This window comes from Pseudomonas sp. Tn43 (assembly GCF_014192635.1).
Taxonomy (GTDB): Bacteria; Pseudomonadota; Gammaproteobacteria; order Pseudomonadales; family Pseudomonadaceae; genus Aquipseudomonas.
Genome location: NZ_JACHYG010000010.1, coordinates 90484 through 108915 on the forward strand (window position 1 = coordinate 90484; position 18432 = coordinate 108915).

Annotated in this window: 16 protein-coding genes; 7 read left to right on the forward strand and 9 right to left on the reverse strand. The window is 60.8% G+C overall.

Annotation, left to right across the window (positions count from 1 at the left end; translation table 11 throughout):
- The first annotated feature begins 171 nt into the window (after positions 1 to 171).
- From FHW68_RS22565 to FHW68_RS22590, 6 genes are all read left to right on the forward strand, one after another.
- Positions 172 to 690, forward strand: coding sequence for an RNA polymerase sigma factor (locus tag FHW68_RS22565; protein ID WP_095630604.1), 519 nt, complete (start codon positions 172 to 174; stop codon positions 688 to 690).
- A complete protein-coding gene (locus tag FHW68_RS22570) occupies positions 687 to 1658 on the forward strand; it encodes a FecR domain-containing protein (RefSeq protein ID WP_183683178.1) in 972 nt (323 codons plus the stop codon). Before FHW68_RS22565 ends, FHW68_RS22570 begins: the two co-directional genes overlap by 4 nt.
- Before the next feature lie 231 nt (positions 1659 to 1889).
- Positions 1890 to 4319, forward strand: a complete 2430-nt coding sequence (locus FHW68_RS22575; RefSeq protein ID WP_183683180.1) for a TonB-dependent siderophore receptor — start codon at positions 1890 to 1892, stop codon at positions 4317 to 4319.
- 77 nt (positions 4320 to 4396) lie between these two features.
- On the forward strand, positions 4397 to 5527 hold the full coding sequence (locus tag FHW68_RS22580) for a PepSY domain-containing protein (RefSeq protein WP_095630601.1): 1131 nt from the start codon (positions 4397 to 4399) through the stop codon (positions 5525 to 5527).
- Complete coding sequence (locus FHW68_RS22585; RefSeq protein WP_095630600.1) at positions 5524 to 5703, forward strand: hypothetical protein; 180 nt, start codon at positions 5524 to 5526, stop codon at positions 5701 to 5703. The genes FHW68_RS22580 and FHW68_RS22585 overlap by 4 nt, the downstream gene beginning before the upstream one ends.
- 170 nt (positions 5704 to 5873) lie before the next feature.
- The gene (locus FHW68_RS22590) at positions 5874 to 6503 is read left to right on the forward strand and encodes a glutathione S-transferase (RefSeq protein WP_095633732.1); all 630 of its coding nucleotides are present in this window, start codon (positions 5874 to 5876) and stop codon (positions 6501 to 6503) included.
- A 34-nt stretch (positions 6504 to 6537) separates the two neighbouring features.
- On the opposite strand, the gene FHW68_RS22595 is transcribed toward FHW68_RS22590, so the two are convergent.
- A complete protein-coding gene (locus tag FHW68_RS22595) occupies positions 6538 to 7044 on the reverse strand; it encodes an ATP-dependent zinc protease (RefSeq protein WP_095633658.1) in 507 nt (168 codons plus the stop codon).
- A gap of 295 nt (positions 7045 to 7339) precedes the next feature.
- Between FHW68_RS22595 and FHW68_RS22600 the strand changes: the two genes are divergently transcribed.
- The gene (locus FHW68_RS22600) at positions 7340 to 8224 is read left to right on the forward strand and encodes an acyltransferase (protein WP_095633659.1); all 885 of its coding nucleotides are present in this window, start codon (positions 7340 to 7342) and stop codon (positions 8222 to 8224) included.
- Between the two features lies 1 nt (position 8225).
- Here FHW68_RS22600 and FHW68_RS22605 read toward each other — a convergent pair whose 3' ends face one another.
- The 8 genes from FHW68_RS22605 to glyA all read right to left on the reverse strand — a co-directional run bounded on the left by FHW68_RS22605 (position 8226) and on the right by glyA (position 18229).
- A complete protein-coding gene (locus tag FHW68_RS22605) occupies positions 8226 to 8864 on the reverse strand; it encodes a DUF2780 domain-containing protein (protein WP_183683182.1) in 639 nt (212 codons plus the stop codon).
- A gap of 315 nt (positions 8865 to 9179) precedes the next feature.
- Entirely contained in the window at positions 9180 to 10379 is a 1200-nt protein-coding gene (fdhA, locus tag FHW68_RS22610) for a formaldehyde dehydrogenase, glutathione-independent (RefSeq protein ID WP_095633661.1), read from the reverse strand.
- Positions 10380 to 10580: 201 nt separating this feature from the next.
- Positions 10581 to 11438: a formyltetrahydrofolate deformylase gene (gene purU, locus FHW68_RS22615; RefSeq protein WP_095633662.1), complete on the reverse strand. Its 858-nt coding sequence runs from the start codon at positions 11436 to 11438 to the stop codon at positions 10581 to 10583.
- A 143-nt stretch (positions 11439 to 11581) separates the two neighbouring features.
- Complete coding sequence (locus FHW68_RS22620) at positions 11582 to 12214, reverse strand: sarcosine oxidase subunit gamma (RefSeq protein ID WP_095633663.1); 633 nt, start codon at positions 12212 to 12214, stop codon at positions 11582 to 11584.
- 129 nt (positions 12215 to 12343) lie between these two features.
- Positions 12344 to 15361 carry a sarcosine oxidase subunit alpha gene (locus FHW68_RS22625; protein WP_095633664.1) on the reverse strand — a complete coding sequence of 1006 codons (3018 nt, stop codon included), beginning with the start codon at positions 15359 to 15361 and terminating at the stop codon, positions 12344 to 12346.
- Positions 15358 to 15687 (reverse strand): sarcosine oxidase subunit delta, encoded by a 330-nt coding sequence (locus tag FHW68_RS22630; RefSeq protein ID WP_008008142.1) that lies wholly within the window; start codon positions 15685 to 15687, stop codon positions 15358 to 15360. The genes FHW68_RS22625 and FHW68_RS22630 overlap by 4 nt, the downstream gene beginning before the upstream one ends.
- A 14-nt stretch (positions 15688 to 15701) precedes the next feature.
- Positions 15702 to 16952 (reverse strand): sarcosine oxidase subunit beta, encoded by a 1251-nt coding sequence (locus FHW68_RS22635; RefSeq protein WP_095633665.1) that lies wholly within the window; start codon positions 16950 to 16952, stop codon positions 15702 to 15704.
- Positions 16953 to 16975: 23 nt separating this feature from the next.
- The gene (glyA, locus tag FHW68_RS22640; RefSeq protein WP_095633666.1) at positions 16976 to 18229 is read right to left on the reverse strand and encodes a serine hydroxymethyltransferase; all 1254 of its coding nucleotides are present in this window, start codon (positions 18227 to 18229) and stop codon (positions 16976 to 16978) included.
- Between the last annotated feature and the right edge of the window lie 203 nt (positions 18230 to 18432).

Genomic DNA, 18432 nt, shown 5'->3' on the forward strand with positions numbered 1-18432 from the left:
CGCACGAAACCTGTGGAAGCGTGGCTTGCCCGCGATGAACGATAACTCGGTCTGACTTGAATTCACTCCTCGCAAAAACCGCCCGACCAGCGCCAATTGCTTACCTCCCCCGCCTCTGCCACAATCGCGAACAATTCTCGTTACTTAACACTTCCCCTTCGGTGATGTTGCGTGTCGTCAGTCCAAAGCCCCCAGAGTGAGCTCGTTGGTGCGTTGTATCGCGACCATCGCGGTTGGCTATTAGCCTGGCTGCGGCGCAACGTGGCCTGTCCGCAACGGGCCGAAGACCTGAGCCAGGACACCTTCGTGCGCTTGCTGGGCCGTGACGAGCTGAAGGCGCCTCGCGAACCTCGGGCATTTCTGGTGGCGATCGCCAAGGGCCTGCTGTTCGACTATTTCCGCCGCGCCGCACTGGAACAGGCCTACCTCACCGAATTGATGCTGATCCCCGAAGGCGAACAACCGTCTGTGGAGGAACAGCAACTGATCCTCGAAGACCTCAAAGCCATCGACCACTTGCTGGGCAAGCTCTCGAGCAAGGCTCGGGCGGCGTTTCTCTATAACCGTCTCGACGGTCTCGGTCACGCCGAAATCGCTCAGCGGCTGGGAGTATCGGTGCCGCGGGTTCGCCAATATCTGGCCCAGGGCATTCGCCAGTGCTACATCGCGCTTTACGGTGAACCGGTATGAGCCCGGTCAATTCCAGGCCCGTGTCGGCCCAGGTGCTGGACGCCGCGATTGCCTGGCAACTGTCGCTGGACTCCGGCAATGCAGTCGAGCGGGAAGAGTTCGCCAAATGGCATGCCGCCCACGAAGAACATGCGCGGGCCTGGCGTCAATTGGGGATGCTCGACCAGCGTTTCAGCGTCGCCAACGGCCCGGCCCGCACCGCCTTGCTGCAATCGCGTGAAAGCATTCGCAGGCGCGTACGCAAGCTCGGCAGCGGTCTGGCCAGCATTGTCGCGGTGATTGGCCTGGCGCTGTTCGCCGGTGATCGGTATCTGCCGATCGACTATTGGCTGGCTGACCAGCGCACCGCCACCGGCGAGCAGCGAACCTTGCGCCTGACTGACGGCACGCTGATCAACCTCAACACCCACAGCGCAGTGGATGTGCGCTTCGATGAGAAGCAGCGGTTGATCGTCCTTCTGGAAGGGGAAATCCTCGTCGAAACCGGTCATGGCGATCCGCGGCCGTTTATTGTCGAGACCCGCGAAGGCAGCATGCGAGCACTGGGGACACGGTTCCTGGTCAAGCGTGAAGACCAAGGCACGCGCCTGAGCGTGCTGAAATCAGCGGTCGCCGCCCATCCCGAATCGAGCCCCGAGGAACAGATTCTGCGCGAAGGCCAGCAAGTACTGATGCGCAGCAATGGCCTGGACCCGATCATCGCCCTCAACCTCGGCGCCGATGCCTGGACTCGCGGCATGCTGGTGGTGGACAACGCGCGGCTGGAAGATCTGGTCCAGGAGCTCGCGCGCTATCGTCGCGGGCATCTTGGTGTTGCCCCAGACATCGCCGACCTGCGCATCACCGGCAGCTTTCCGCTAAACGATACCGACAAGGCGCTGAGTGCACTTTTACCGACCCTGCCGGTGCAGATCGAACAGCACACGCCGTGGTGGGTAACGGTTGCAGCAAAAACTGACGCTAAATGATCGTTAAATGATCGTTCCCACGCTCTGCGTGGGAATGCAGCCCGTGACGCTCCGCGTCACATGCCGAAGCGGACGCGGAGCATCCATTGAGGCATTCCCACGCAGAGCGTGGGAACGATCCCTTAGTGACTGGTTTACTGAATAGAAATTATTTTCATCTTGCCCTATCACTTTTGGTTTTTCGTCCGGCACACAGGCAATTGAGAAATATTTCCATTCAGGAGCCGCTGTATGTCCCGTTCGCTAGACACTGTGTTGCGCCCCCGTTTATTGGCAATCGCCATCGCCCTTTGCGCCCCTTTGGCCAGCGCTCCACTGATGGCCGCCGAACAGGCGTCCAGCGTTCGCGCCTACAACCTGCCGGCTGCGCCATTGGCCAGCACCCTGAACCAGATTGCCAGCCAGGCCGGTCTGGCGCTGTCGTTGAATCCGTCGCTGGCGGCGGGTAAGAGCTCGGCCCCGGTGAAGGGCCAGTTCGACGCCACCGGCGCCCTGCGTGAAGCCCTGCGTGGCACCGGTCTGCAACTGGAACAGAGCAGCGCCGGCACCTTCAGCCTGGTGGCCGTGCCCGAGGGCGTGATGGCCTTGCCGGAAACCGCCGTCATTGGCCTGGAAAATGCGGAAACTGCCTGGAGCCCGGTCGAAGGTTACGTGGCCACGCGCACCGCCGCGGGCACCAAGACCGACACCGCGCTCGTCGAAGCGCCGCGTTCGATTTCCGTCGCTACCCGCCAGCAAATGGAAGATCGCGGTGTACAAAACCTCGATGACGCTGTGCGCTACATGCCTGGCATCGTTGCCAGCAGCTACGGCAGCGACGCCCGCGCCGACTGGTTGCTCGTGCGCGGTTTCGAACCGACGCAATTCCTCGATGGCCTGCCACTGCCAAAAGGCGTGTACGCCAATCCGAAACAGGAAACCTGGAACCTTGAGCGCCTCGCCCTGTTGCGCGGGCCGGCCTCTTCGGTTTACGGCCAGACCCCGCCGGGCGGTTTGCTGGACATGGTCAGCCGCCGTCCCAGCGCCGAATCGAGCAATGAAATCCAGCTGCAATACGGCAGCGACAACCATCGTCAAATCAACTTCGCCAGCACCGGCAAGATCGATGACGAAGGTCGGTTTATCTATAGCCTGAGCGGTGTACTGCGCGACAGCGGCACACAGATCGATCACATCGACGACAAACGCTACAACATTGCACCGAGCCTGACCTGGAACATCGACCCGGACACCAAGTTCACGTTGCTGACGCAATTTACCCGCGACGACACAGGCATCACCAGCCAGTTCCTGCCAGTGCAAGGCACGAAGATCGACTCGCCGCTCGGCGATATTTCCCATCACAAAAACCTCGGTGACCCGGACTGGGAATACTACGACCGCACCTATTACGCACTGGGTTACGCCTTTGAACATCGCTTGAATGATGTCTGGCAGTTCAAGCAGAACCTGCGTTACACCAAGTCGGACCTGTCCTTCCAGGCCCTCACCCCCGGCGCCTACCCGTTCACCCAAGTGGATGCCGAGGGCAACGTTGGCCGCTCGAGCACCAGTGTCGAGGAGGACATCAGCCAGTTCGCCGTGGATAACAACTTGCAGGGCGACTTCGCGACCGGCGACATCCGTCACACCCTGTTGATCGGCCTCGATCACCAGCGCACCAATACCAATTACCTCTCGATCTACGGTGACGGTCTGACGACTAACGTCAACAACCCGATCTATGGCCAGCCAATCGTTCGCCCGCCGCGCTCGACGGCGTTCTATGACTATGACCAGAAGACCTACCAGACCGGTTTGTACGTCCAGGACCAAATGGCCCTCGACCAATGGCGTCTGACCCTCGGCGGTCGTGAGGACTGGGTCCACACGGGCACCAAATTCTTCAACAAGGGTGATGCCACCAATACCGAACGGGACAAGAAATTCAGCGGCAACGCAGCGATCAGCTATGTGTTCGACTCGGGCTTCGTGCCCTACTTGTCCTACGCCGAGTCGTTCCAGCCGACGAGCAAAGCCACGGCATCGCCGACCGAGTCATTCAAGCCCACTGAAGGCAAGCAATGGGAGCTGGGCATCAAGTACCAACCGCCAGGCAGCAACACCCTGCTGACGGCTGCGGTTTATGACCTGACCCAGAAAAACGTCTCCGTCACCACGACCAACGCGGACAACGTCTCGATTACCAGCCAGACCGGCGAAGTGAAGGTCAAGGGCCTGGAGCTGGAAGCCGTTTCCGACGTCACCGACAACCTGAAAGTCATCGCCGCCTATACCTTGGCCAAGTCCGAAGTGCAAAAGGGTGACTACAAGGGCAATCGTCTGCAGCTGATGCCTAACCAGCAAGCTTCTCTGTGGGCTGATTACACCTGGCACAACGGTGTACTGAATGGTTTCGGCATCGGTGCCGGCGCACGCTACACCGGAAACACTTATGGCGACCAGGGCAACACCTGGCTGGGCAAGGCTGATGCCTACACGGTGTTCGATGCGGCGGTTCATTACGATTTGGGCCGTCTGGATAACAGTCTGAAAGGCGCGTCACTGGCATTGAATGCCACCAACCTGCTCGACAAGGACTACATCTCCACTTGCGACAGCTTCTACTGCTACTACGGCGACCAACGCAGCGTTGTCGCCAGTGCTACGTACAAGTGGTGATCGCCTGAACTGACACGCCCAAGACCCGAGCCGTCCTGCCTGGACGGCTTTGGTATTTCTGAAGGCTATGAAGTGAAATGAAAAGTAAAACCATCCGCCGCTGGTCATTCGTTCATACCTGGACCAGCCTGATCTGCACGGTCTTCCTGCTGATGCTGGCGCTGACCGGCCTGCCGCTGATCTTCCACCACGAGATCGACCACTTGCTGGGCGATGCTGCTGAACTGAAGCAAATGCCGGCGGACACCCCGCAGTTGAATTTGGCGCAGCTGGTGCAAGCGGCTGAAAAGCATCGCCCCGGCGAGGTGATGCAGTATTTCGGCTACGACGACGAAGACCCTAACGGCATGATCGCGATCATGGCGCCCACCGCCGGCACCGAGCCGAATTCGTCCCACACCTTCATGCTCGACGCTCGCACCGGTGAAGCCTTGGAAATGCCCTCGGCCAATGGCGGGCTGATGATGGTCATGCTGCGTTTGCACGTGGACATGTTCGCCGGCCTGCCGGGCAAGTTGCTGCTGGCGTTCATGGGAATTCTGTTTGTGCTGGCGATCGTTTCCGGGACGGTGCTGTACCTGCCGTTCATGCGCCGTTTGAAATTCGCCACCGTGCGCCACGACAAATCCACCCGCCTGCGTTGGCTCGACCTGCATAACCTGATTGGCGTGGTGACGCTGACCTGGGCGCTGGTGGTCGGCGTGACGGGCGTGATCAGCGCCTGTGCCGACCTGTTGATCGAAGCGTGGCGCAACGACAGCCTGAGTGCGATGGTTGCGCCGTATCGCGACGCGCCGCCATTGACACAACTGGCACCCGCCACCCGCTTGCTCGACATCGCCAAGGAAGTCGCACCGGGCATGCAGCCCGACTTCATCGCCTTCCCCGGTACGCGGTTTTCCAGCGAACACCATTACGCCGTGTTCATGAAAGGCAGTACCCACCTGACCTCGCACCTGCTGACCCCGGTGCTGATCGACGCTAGCACTCTGCAAGTCACCGCGGTTGCCGAGCGGCCGTGGTACATGGACGCCATGGGCATGTCGCAGCCGCTGCACTTCGGGGATTACGGCGGTATGCCGATGAAAATCCTCTGGGCGACCCTCGATGTGCTGACCATCATTGTGCTCGGCAGTGGGGTCTATTTGTGGGTGGTGCGGCGCAAGGTGGCGAAACCGGTACTCGAAAACGTGGAGAGTCCGGCATGAGACCGAGACAGTCGAGCTTCTGGAAGGTCTTCGCCACGCCCACCGTCATCGCCCTGCTCAGCGCCGCGGGGCTGTTTGCCGCGTTGCTGGGCGATGGCGTGTGGGATGCATTGAGCTGGCTCGGGCTGGGCATCCCCGCCGTCCTCGCCTTGCGCGGATTTCTGCAACACCGCTAAAAACGCTAGGAGCGAGGCTTGCCCGCGAAAGCGGAGTGTCATTCAACGCTGATGCCGACTGGCACTCCGCTTTCGCGGGCAAGCCTCGCTCCTGCAAAGGTTAAAGCCATCTTGAGCTATCGGGTCAACGCGCTATGCTGCCGACATTGCCCATGATCGAGATTGTTGCCATGTCCGCTCCCAGCATGACCTTGTTCCACAACCCCGCGTCGCCCTTCGTTCGCAAAGTCATGGTGCTGCTGCACGAAACCGGTCAAATGAACCGAGTGGCGCTGCAAGCCAGCCAGCTCACGCCGGTCAGCCCGGATCAGGCCCTCAACAAAGACAACCCGCTAGGCAAGATTCCAGCCCTGCGCCTGGCCGACGGCAACGTGTTGTATGACAGTCGGGTGATTCTCGACTATCTCGATTACCAGCACGTCGGCAACCCGCTGATTCCTCGTGAGGGCTCGGCGCGCTGGCGGCGTCTGACCCTGGCCTCGCTGGCCGACGGGATCATGGATGCCGCGGTGATGGTTCGCTACGAAGTGGCCCTGCGCACCCCGGAAAAGCACTGGGACGAATGGCTCGACAATCAGCGCGACAAGATTCGTCGCGCGCTGGCATCACTGGAAGCCGACGCGATTGCCGAGCTGACCAGCCATTTCGATGTGGCGGCGATCAGTGTGGCCTGTGCCTTGGGTTACCTGGATCTGCGCCATCCGGATCTGCAATGGCGCAAAGACAATCCGAAACTGGCGGACTGGTATTTTGAGGTGAGTCAGCGGCCATCGATGATTGCGACGATGCCCAAGGCCTAGGTCTTTACTGACCCCAGCAGCCTCATCGCGAGTATCAGCAGTCGGGTTTGTCTGCCGTGAAACGCCGTGCCGGATTCACCGCCGCACCGAATTCACGCAGTGCTTTGGCGCCGATCAGCAGCGGGTAATTGAAGCTGCTGCGGTCGGTGAGATTGACTTCGACGGTGCGCTTGACGTTACCCAGGCACAGCTCCAGATCGACCACCGGGCGCTTGGTGGGTTCGATCGCTTCCTTGTCATCGTCGTCTTCTTCGGCGCGGGTCTTGATCTTGCTGATCCGCGCGACCTTGTGTTCGTAGACCTTGTTGCTCGCGCCTTTGGTGGCGAGGCGGAAACGCACCCATTCGTCGCCGTCGCGGGTGAAGGTTTCGATGTCCTTGGCCGACAGGGATGCGGTCAGGGCGCCGGTGTCCATTTTGGCCTTGAGGACTTCGCCGCCGATTTCCGGCAGCGCGATGTATTCGTAACGCCCGTAGAGGGTCGGTTCAGCGGCCAGGACCGGCAGGGCCACGAGGGAAAGCAGTGCAAGGAGAGATTTCACGTAACGGGCTTCCTTGAAGAGTGGGCAGCGGGATTTTAGAACCCCGGCCTTTGAATTCGTTCGTTGGATGATCGTTCCCATGCTCTGCGTGGGAATGCCTCATGGTGACGCTCTGCGTCACGCTTTGGGGACGCGGAGCGTCCCGGGCTGCATTCCCACGCAGAGCGTGGGAACGATCGCTATTCAAATTCGCTCAAGCATACCGCCGCAAACGTGAAACATTCGTCACCACCGATTTGGCCTGCCGCCTGAAGCTGCTTATCATGGCGCGCCCATACGTTTTCAAGAGTGACTTATGCGCCGCCTGCTCACCGGCTGTTTCGTTACCCTGCTGCTATTGCTCAACACCCTGGTGCTGTTCGGGCCTTTGATGGTGTTCGCCGTGCTCAAACTGATCCTGCCCGGGCGCTTTCGCGATCACGCTTCGGCGGCGGTGATGTGGATTGCCGAAACCTGGGCCGAAATCGACAAGTTGATCTTCCGTCTGTGCATTCCCACCCAATGGGACATTCGCGGCGGCGATGATCTGCGCCGCGACACCTCGTATCTGGTAATCGGCAACCATCAGTCCTGGGTCGATATTCCGGCGCTGATCCAGGCGCTTAACCGGCGTACACCGTTCTTCAAATTCTTCCTCAAAAAAGAACTGATCTGGGTGCCGTTCCTGGGCCTGGCCTGGTGGGCGTTGGACTATCCGTTCATGAAGCGCTACACCAAAGCGTTTCTGGCAAAGAACCCGGAGCTGGCCGGCAAGGACCTGGAAATCACCAAAAAGGCCTGCGAGCTGTACAAGCGTCAGCCAGTGACGGTGGTCAATTATCTGGAAGGCACCCGCTACACCTCGGCGAAAAGCGCCCAACAGCAGTCACCCTTCACCCACCTGCTCAAGCCCAAGGCTGGCGGCGTGGCTTTTGTGCTGGCGGCAATGGGTGAACAGCTGGATGCCGTTCTCGATGTGACAGTGGTGTATCCACAGCAGCAGATTCCGGGGTTCTGGGATCTGATCAGCGGCAACGTGCCCAAGGTGATCATCGACATCCAGACCCGCGAACTGGACCCGGCGCTGTGGCAAGGCGATTACGAAAACGACCCGGTATTTCGCGAGAAGGTCCAGAACTGGGTCAACCAGCTCTGGATCGAGAAGGACCGGCGCATCAAGGCGCTACGCGCCGAGGGCTGATTCAGCTGCCTATACCGGTGCCGGTGCCAGTACCTATGCCGGTGCCGGTGCCGGTGCCGGTACCCCAGATCCCGCCAAGATTTTGCAGCAGCGAACCGGCGACGCCTTGCTGACCCAGGTATTGCAGAATCACCGGGGCAAACACGCCGATCATGCCGGTGTCCATGCCCAACGCGCTGAAGGCATTGTTCAGGTCATTGGTGTCCTTGACGTTACCCAGCAAGCCATCAAGCAACGCATTCTTGTCCGAACCCGCGCCGAGCAGCCCACCCAGCCCGTTCAGGCCACCGATGGCGCTGTTGCCAGCGATCTGACTGAGGCCCGGCACGTTTTTACTCAGCTCGGAGAAGTCTTCGCCGCTGAGTTGATTCCTGGCCAGGCCCAACATCGCACCGGCACCGCCCACGGCCTGCTCCGGCGTGATATCGAGCTGCGAGCCCAGGGTATTGAGCAAACCGGCCGCCTTGGGCGCCGCCGCCACAGCGCCTTCGCCCTCATTGGTTGGGTCGCCCTGCATCGCCGAAATCACACTGGCTGCATCGCTGAGGCTGAACTGTGCAAAGGCCGGATTGGCGGCCAGCGTTGTCAACGAAACGACAGCCAGGAGCGATGCCAGCACAAAACCGCGTGAAACATTCATCCAGACATCCTCTTGTGCCATGAGAACCACCCGGGAGGGCAGCAAAACTGCCGATTTGACCGGGTATCGAGTGGCATGTTCCTCGTGTGCGCAGGCATTTTTCCTGAGAGGACGACTTTTGTGGCGAAGGGACTTGCCCCCGTTCGGCGACGCAGCCGTCGTAAACACAGGCATTGCATGTTGTCTGACACACCGTGGGGAATGGTTTGGGATTGCTTCGCAGCCCAACGGGGGCAAGCCCCCTCGCCACAGGGTCAGTGTGACGCAAAACAAAAACGGCGACCCGAAGGTCGCCGTTTTGTTTTGCGTGAAGCCTTACGCCGCGCTGAACATCTTGTGCGGATCGATCACAAACTTCTTCGGCACGCCCGCATCGAACTCGCCATAACCACGTGGCGCGTCATCCAGGCTGATGACTTCAACACCCACGATGTCAGCAATCTTGATGCGGTCCCACATGATCGCCTGCATCAGTTGGCGGTTGTACTTCATCACTGGCGTCTGGCCGGTGTGGAAGCTGTGGGATTTGGCCCAGCCCAGGCCGAAGCGGATGCTCAGGCTGCCCATTTTCGCGGCTGCATCCACAGCACCCGGATCTTCAGTCACGTACAGGCCAGGGATACCGATTTTGCCGGCCACGCGAACCACGCCCATCAGCGAGTTGAGCACGGTGGCCGGAGCCTCGTGCTTCACGCCGGCATGGCCGTGACCGCGAGCTTCGAAGCCTACGGCATCGACGGCGCAGTCCACTTCCGGTTCGCCCAACAGTGCAGCGATTTGTTCGTGCAGTGGGGTGTCTGTCGACAGGTCGGCGATTTCGAAACCCTGAGCCTTGGCATGGGCCAGGCGGATCGGGTTGACGTCACCGACGATCACCACCGCAGCACCCAGCAGACGAGCGGAAGCGGCAGCTGCCAGGCCAACCGGGCCGGCGCCGGCGATGTACACGGTGCTGCCTGGGCCAACGCCGGCAGTCACTGCGCCGTGGTAACCGGTGGGCAGGATGTCGGAGAGGCAGGTCAGGTCACGGATTTTTTCCATGGCCCGGTCGCGATCTGGAAGTTTCAGCAGGTTGAAGTCGGCATACGGCACAAACGCGTATTCGGCTTGGCCACCGGTCCAGTCACCCATGTCGACATAACCATAGGCACCGCCCGGACGCGCCGGGTTAACGCTCAGGCAGACGCCAGTATGTTGCTCTTTGCACGAACGGCAACGGCCACAGGCTACGTTGAAAGGTACCGACACCAAGTCACCGATCTGCAGGTTCTCGACACCGCTGCCCTTCTCGATCACTTCACCTGTGATCTCGTGGCCCAGCACCAGACCGGTCTGAGCCGTGGTACGCCCGCGCACCATGTGCTGATCGGAACCACAGATGTTGGTGGAAACTACGCGCAGGATGACACCGTGCTCGATCTTCCTGCCGCGCGGGTCCTGCATTTTCGGATAGTCGATTTTCTGTACTTCGACCTTGCCAGCGCCGAGATACACCACACCACGATTGCCAGACATGCTTTCACCTCGCTGTTGTTTTTATGTAGCGGTCGCGTCGCCAGGAAGGGGCGGCACGTTGATTGCTCGGGTTGTTGCTATCTTGTGTTGTCTGTTATGCCGCCATCGCGGGCAAGCCCGCTCCCACAGTGGATCGGGGGGTACGCAAGGTCTGTGAACAACACAAAACCTTGTGGGAGCGGGCTTGCCCGCGATGGCGATCTACAGAACGACGGTGCGATTGGCGTTCAAAAACACCCGTCGTTCAATGTGATAACCAACGGCCCGCGCCAGGGTCAGCCCTTCGATATCCCGCCCTTTGGCGATCAGATCTTCGGGGTAATGACTGTGATCCACAGCCTCCACGCCCTGGGCGATGATCGGGCCTTCGTCCAGGTCGTTGTTGATGTAATGCGCCGTGGCGCCGACCAGTTTCACGCCCTTGTTGTAAGCCTGGTGATAGGGCTTGGCACCCTTGAAACCCGGCAGCAGGGAGTGATGAATGTTGATTGCCTTGCCGTCGAGTTTGCGGCACAGCTCCGGCGACAGAACCTGCATGTAACGGGCAAGGATCACCAGTTCGGCACCGGCCTCCTCGATCACCTGCCAGACCTGACGCTCCTGGGACGGCTTGTCGTTCGGGTCCAGGGGAAAGTGGTAATACGGAATCTGATGCCAGTCAGCCAACGGCTTGAGGTCCGGATGGTTGGAAACCACGGCGACCACGTCCATCGACAACTGGCCGATGCGCTGGCGGTAGAGCAAGTCGTTGAGGCAGTGATCGGCCTTGGAGACCATGATCACCACTTTGGGCCGGTGATGCGGCGGGGTCAGTTCAAAGACCATCCCGAAGGCGTCACCGCGTTCCGCCAGGCCTGCGCGAAAGGCTTGTTCGTCAAAGCCGTCGGGCTGACGGAATTCCACCCGAATGAAAAAACGACCCGAAAGCCGGTCATCAAAGGAATGGTGCTCGGTGACGTAGCAGCCCTGCTCGAACAGAAAGCGGGTCACCGCATCCACGGTGCCGAGGACGCTGGGGCAATCGGCGGTCAGAATCCATGTGTCTGGGGCGCGGCTCATAATGCGGTGACTCCTGTAGCGAAACTGATCGTTCCCACGCTCTGCGTGGGAACGCCGCCATGGACGCTCTGCGTCCGCTTTGGGACGCGGAGCGTCCCGGGATGCATTCCCACGCAGAGCGTGGGAACGATCTTTACCCTGTGTTACGCCTGGACGCTAAGCCCGTATTCAGCGGACGCATCCTGCAACCACAACCACCAGTAATCCGAGAAGCTGCGGCGGATCAGCAGTTCCCAGGTGTCTTCGGCGGTGTGGCGAATAACCAGTTGCGACTTGGCAAACACGGTGCCCACAGCCTTGCCCACCGGGAAGTTGTTGGGGTGCACGTCGTAGCTGGTGGATTTCATCAGCACTTGACGCACGTTCGGGCCGCTGAGTTCGAGGATCTGCTGGCCACCGCTGACGTTGACGATCTGGATGTGCAAGTCGCCCAGTGCCTTGCGCAGCTTTTGCTCGGCAGCAAATTCTTCGCCGGTCGGCACGATCAGCAGCCATTCATCCGGCCCCATCCATTGCAGGCTGGTTTCGCCTTTGATCACCACGGTCAGCGCGGCGGGCAGTTCCAGGCCCAGGGCCTTGTGCACGCCAGCAGCGAACGCTGGGTCATGGGCATCGCCACGGATGGTCAAGTGGCCGAGGAGTTTTTTCTCACGCACGATCACGCCGGCGTTCTTGCGGCCCTTGCCCACCAGGCTGGCGAGGTCTGCATGATGCAGCGACGACTCGGCCTTGGCCCCGGTGGTTGGGCGTTGTTGGTAAACATTGGCTGCGGTCATAAAGCACCTTTCTTTTGTTGATCGTTCCCACGCTCTGCGTGGGAATGCCGCCATGGACGCTCTGCGTCCGCTCTTGGGACGCGGAGCGTCCCGGGATGCATTCCCACGCAGAGCGTGGGAACGATCGACTTACACGTTCTGGCGATCGCCCTTCGGATCGAAGAACACCGAAGAAACGATTTCCGCCTCGATCACGCTGCCGTCGGCCAGCGGCGCAAACACCCGCTCACCCATGCGCTTCAAGCCGCCCTTGACCACACCCATGGCAAACGAATAGCCCAGGGAGTTGTGCAGGTAACTGGAAGTCACGTGACCGACCATGGTCATCGGGATGGTTTGCTTGGTGTTGAACACCAGTTGCGCCCCTTCCGGCAGCCATTTGGTCGGATCGATCGGCTTCAGGCCAACCAACTGTTTGCGCTGATCACGCACGCAGTCTTCGCGGTTCATGCCACGCCAGCCGATCCACGAGAACGGTTTGGTGCGACCGACACACCAGCCCATGTTCAGGTCGTCCGGGGTCATCGAGCTGTCAGTGTCCTGACCGACGATGATGAAACCCTTCTCTGCCCGCAGCACGTGCATGGTTTCGGTGCCGTACGGAGTCAGGTTGTACTGCTTGCCGGCCTCGACGATTTTCTCGAGTACGCCCATGGCGTAGTCGGCCTGCACGTTGACTTCGTACGACAGCTCACCGGTAAACGAAATCCGGAATACCCGCGCCGGCACACCACCGACCAGACCTTCTTTCCAGGTCATGAACGGGAAGGCTTCGTTGCTCAAGTCGATGTCAGTAACTTCGCTGAGCAGCTTGCGGCTGTTCGGCCCCGACAGGGTCATGGTTGCCCAGTGATCCGTCACGGAAGTGAAGTACACCTTCAGCTCTGGCCATTCAGTCTGATGGTAGATTTCCAGCCATTGCAGCACGCGTGCAGCGCCGCCGGTGGTGGTGGTCATCACGAAATGGTTGTCGGCCAGGCATGCAGTCACGCCGTCGTCGAACACCATGCCGTCTTCTTTACACATCAGGCCATAACGCGCCTTGCCCACGTCGAGCTTGGTCCAGGCGTTGGTGTAGATGCGGTTGAGGAACTCACGGGAATCCGGGCCCTGAATGTCGATCTTGCCCAGGGTCGAAGCGTCCAGCAGGCCGACGCTGTCGCGCACGGCTTTACATTCGCGTTTTACCGCGGCGTGCAGGTCTTCACCGTTTTTCGGGAAGTACCAAGGACGTTTCCATTGACCGACGTCTTCGAATTCGGCGCCGTTCTTCACATGCCAGTGATGCAGCGCGGTGAAGCGAACCGGCTCGAAGATGTGCCCACAGTGACGACCGGCCACGGCGCCGAAAGTCACCGGCGTGTAGTTCGGACGGAACATGGTGGTGCCCATCTGCGGGATGGTCACGTTCAGCGAACGGGCGGCGATGGCCAGACCGTTGACGTTGCCGAGCTTGCCTTGATCGGTGCCGAAGCCCAGTGCGGTGTAGCGTTTGACGTGCTCGACCGATTCGAAGCCTTCGCGGGTCGCCAGTTCGATGGCGGCAGCGGTGACGTCGTTCTGCAGGTCGACGAATTGCTTCGGCGCCCGTGCAGTGGCTTTTTCGTGAGGCACCTGGAACAGCGCCAGCGTCGGTTCTTCCAGACGGCTCAGGGCTTTCGGCAAGGTGCCTTCGACCACACTGAAACCGGCTTCGCTGGCAGCGCGAGCACCGCCTGCAAAACCATCGGCCAGCGAATCGCCGAGGCCGTAGACGCCGTTGATGCCACCCACGCATACGCGTTTCTGCGGTGCTTCGCCCGGTACGAAACCGAGGATGTCTTCACGCCAGATCGGCTTGCCGCCCAAGTGCGAGGCCAGGTGAACCACCGGGCTGTAACCGCCGGAACTGGCGACCAGGTCGCAATCGAGCCATTCGCCCGGGCTGGTCACGGTGTGTGCTTTTACATCGATCGCGGCAACGCGAGCGGCGGTGACGTGCTTGCTGCCACGGGCTTCGATCACGGCGCTGCCGGTCAGGATGCGGATGCCTTTGGCGCGAGCCTCTTCCACCAGCGCACCACGTGGGTTGCTGCGGGCGTCGGCAATCGCAACCACTTGCAGGCTGGCGTCGAGCCAATCCAGTGCCACGCGGTAGGCGTGATCGTTGTTGGTCGACAGCACCAGTTTCTTGCCCGGAGCCACGCCGTAACGACGAACATAAGTCGACACAGCACCGGCGAGCATGTTGCCCGGCACGTCGTTGTTGCCGTAAACCAGTGGACGCTCGTGAGTACCGGTCGCCAGCACTACACGCTTGGCGCGAACCCGGTGGACGCGCTGACGCACCTGGCCGATCGGGGCACGGTCACCGAGGTGATCGGTGAGGCGCTCGTGAATGGTCAGGAAGTTATGGTCGTGGTAACCGTTGACCGTGGCGCGGGGCAACAGCAGCACGTCCGGGGTGTTTTTCAGCTCGGCGATGACGCTGGCGACCCATTCGGTGGCAGGCTTGCCGTCGAGGCTTTCGCGGGAATCGAGCAGGCTGCCGCCGAACTCTTCCTGCTCATCGGCCAGGATCACACGCGCACCGCTACGGGCAGCCGCCAGTGCAGCCGCCAGACCCGCTGGGCCCGCGCCGACGATCAGCACGTCACAGTGCTGGTTCATGTAGTCGTAGGTGTCCGGGTCGTTCTCGGTCGGCGAGCGGCCAAGGCCGGCAGCCTTACGAATGTACTTCTCGTAGGTCATCCAGAACGATTGCGGGTACATGAAGGTTTTGTAGTAGAAGCCCGGCGGCATCAGCTTGCCGCCGACCTTGCCGAGAATCCCCATCATGTCGTTGTTCACGCTCGGCCAGCCGTTGGTGCTGGTGGCGACCAGGCCTTGATACAGCGCTTGTTGCGTGGCGCGTACGTTAGGGATTTGCGTGGCTTCGGTCGCACCGATCTGCAGCACGGCGTTCGGTTCTTCGGCACCGGCGGCGAAGATGCCGCGAGGGCGCGAATACTTGAAGCTGCGGCCGATGATGTCGACACCGTTGGCCAGCAAGGCTGCGGCCAGGGAGTCGCCTTCAAAGCCTTTGTAGATCTGGCCGTTGAAGGTGAAGCTCAGCACTTTGTTGCGGTCGATGCGTCCGCCGCTGGACAGGCGATTGATCTGGCTCATACCTTCTCTCCCAGAGCCGTGGCGGCCGCTTTCGGGCTGTCGGTCTTGTCGGTGAACTGCGGCTTGGCGCCGATCTTGTAGGTTTCGAGAATCTCGTAGGTCACGGTGTCACGGGTCACGTTGAAGTACTGACGGCAACCGGCGACGTGATCCCACAGTTCGTGGTGCAAACCGCGAGGGTTATCGCGGAAGAACATGTAGTCGCCCCACTCCTCGTCGGTGCAGCTGTTCGGATCCAGTGGGCGCGGGATGTGCGCCTGGCCGGATGCATGGAATTCCTCTTCGGAGCGCAGTTCGCCACAGTGAGGACAGAAGATATGCAACATAGGGATTTCTCCTGTTAGTGGGCGACTGCTGCAGCGCCGTGTTCGTCGATCAACGCACCGCTATGGAAACGGTCGATGGAGAAAGGTGCGGCCAATGGGTGCATTTCACCCTTGGCCAGGCTTGCGGCAAACACGTTGCCCGAGCCAGGTGTTGCCTTGAAGCCACCGGTGCCCCAACCGCAGTTGAAGAACATGTTCGGGACCGGGGTTTTCGAGATGATCGGGCACGCATCCGGCGTGGTGTCGACGATGCCGCCCCACTGACGGTTCATGCGTACGCGCGACAGCACCGGGAACATTTCGACGATGGCCTGGATGGTGTGCTCGATCACCGGGTACGAACCACGCTGGCCGTAGCCGTTGTAGCCGTCGATACCGGCGCCGATCACCAGGTCGCCCTTGTCGGACTGGCTGATGTAACCGTGTACGGCGTTGGACATGATCACGCTGTCGATAATCGGCTTGATCGGCTCCGACACCAGCGCTTGCAGCGGGTGGGATTCGATCGGCAGACGGAAACCGGCGAGCTTGGCCATGTGCCCGGAGTTACCGGCAGTGACCACACCGACGCGCTTGGCGCCGATGAAGCCCTTATTGGTTTCCACACCGATGCACACGCCGTTTTCCTTGCGGAAACCGATCACTTCGGTCTGCTGGATCAGGTCCACGCCAAGTGCGTCGGCGGCACGGGCAAAGCCCCAGGCCACGGCATCGTGACGGGCCACGCCGCCGCGGCGCTGGACGGTTGCGCCCATCACCGGGTAGCGAGTGTTCCTGGAGCAGTCGAGGTACGGAATCTCGTCGGCCACCTGTTTGGCATCGAGCAGTTCACCGTCGACGCCGTTGAGGCGGTTGGCGCTGACCCGACGCTCGGAGTCACGAATGTCTTGAAGCGTGTGGCACAGGTTGTAAACGCCACGCTGGGAGAACATCACGTTGTAGTTCAGGTCCTGGGACAGGCCTTCCCACAATTTCATCGCGTGTTCGTACAGGTGCGCCGACTCGTCCCACAGGTAGTTGGAGCGAACGATGGTGGTGTTGCGCGCGGTGTTACCGCCGCCCAGCCAGCCTTTCTCGACCACGGCCACGTTGGTGATGCCGTGTTCCTTGGCCAGGTAGTAGGCGGTCGCCAGACCATGCCCGCCACCGCCGACGATGACCACGTCATAGACCTTTTTAGGGGTCGGCGTGCGCCACATCTTCTGCCAGTTTTCGTGATGGCTGAGGGAGTGTTTGAAGAGGCCGAAGCCCGAATAGCGTTGCATAGTCATTTACTCCAAAACCGCGCTCAGCGATAAACCGGGAAGTCCGCGCACAGGGCTGCCACATGCTGCGCGACATTGGCCTCGACATCGGCGTCGCCGAGGTTGTCGAGGATGTCGCAGATCCAGCCGGCCAGCTCAACGCACTGGGCCACTTTGAAGCCGCGAGTGGTCACCGCCGGGGTGCCAATGCGCAGGCCCGAGGTCACGAACGGCGACTGTGGATCGTTCGGGACAGCGTTCTTGTTCACGGTAATGTGGGCGCGACCGAGTGCTGCGTCCGCCTCTTTACCGGTGAGGCCCTGACGGATCAGGCTGACCAGGAACAGGTGGTTATCGGTACCGCCGGACACTACATCGTAGCCGCGTTTGATAAATACGCCGGCCATCGCCTGGGCGTTGTCGATCACTTGTTGCTGGTAAGCCTTGAAGCCTGGCTCCAGCGCTTCCTTGAAGCACACCGCCTTACCGGCGATAACGTGCATCAGCGGGCCGCCCTGAGCGCCAGGGAACACGGCAGCGTTGAGCTTCTTCTCGATTTCTTCGTTGGACTTGGCCAGGATCAGGCCGCCACGCGGACCACGCAGGGTCTTGTGGGTGGTGGTGGTGACCACGTCGGCGTACGGCAACGGATTAGGGTACAGGCCGGCAGCGACCAGACCGGCAACGTGCGCCATGTCGACGAACAGCAGTGCACCGACCTTGTCGGCGATCTGGCGGAAGCGCGGGAAGTCGAGGGTCTTGGAATAGGCCGAGAAGCCGGCAACGATCATCTTCGGCTTGCACTCGACGGCCAGGCGCTCGACTTCGTCGTAGTCGATCAGACCGGTATTGGTGTCGATGCCGTACTGCACGGCGTTGTACAGCTTGCCCGAGGACGACACTTTGGCGCCGTGGGTCAGGTGACCGCCATGGGCCAGGCTCATGCCCAGAATGGTGTCGCCGGCTTGCAGCAGGGCCAGGTACACGGCGCTGTTGGCCGAAGAGCCGGAGTGTGGCTGGACGTTGGCGTAGTCGGCACCGAACAGTTGCTTGGCGCGTTCGATGGCCAGGGCTTCCACCTTGTCGACGTGCTCGCAGCCGCCGTAGTAGCGCTTGCCTGGATAGCCTTCGGCGTATTTGTTGGTCAGGCCGCTGCCTTGCGCTTGCATCACGCGCTTGCTGGTGTAGTTCTCGGACGCGATCAGTTCGATGTGATCTTCCTGGCGTTGCTCCTCGGCATTCATCGCCGCCAGCAGTGCATCGTCGTAACCTTGGATCTGGTCTTGCTTGCTGAACATCGCGTCTCTCCCAGCGGCATCTATGCGCCATTCGTCTCGGTAAGGCCCTGGCATTACGGCAGTGCCCTTTGGAAGCGATGGTATGACCGGCGCAGACAGGTCAAATGCCTATGGACGCCACGCAAAGGTGCGTTTACGACATGGCGAGAAATGGCATGCCGAACACAACCTTCAAATCAGAAAGGATCCCTGTGGGAGCGGGC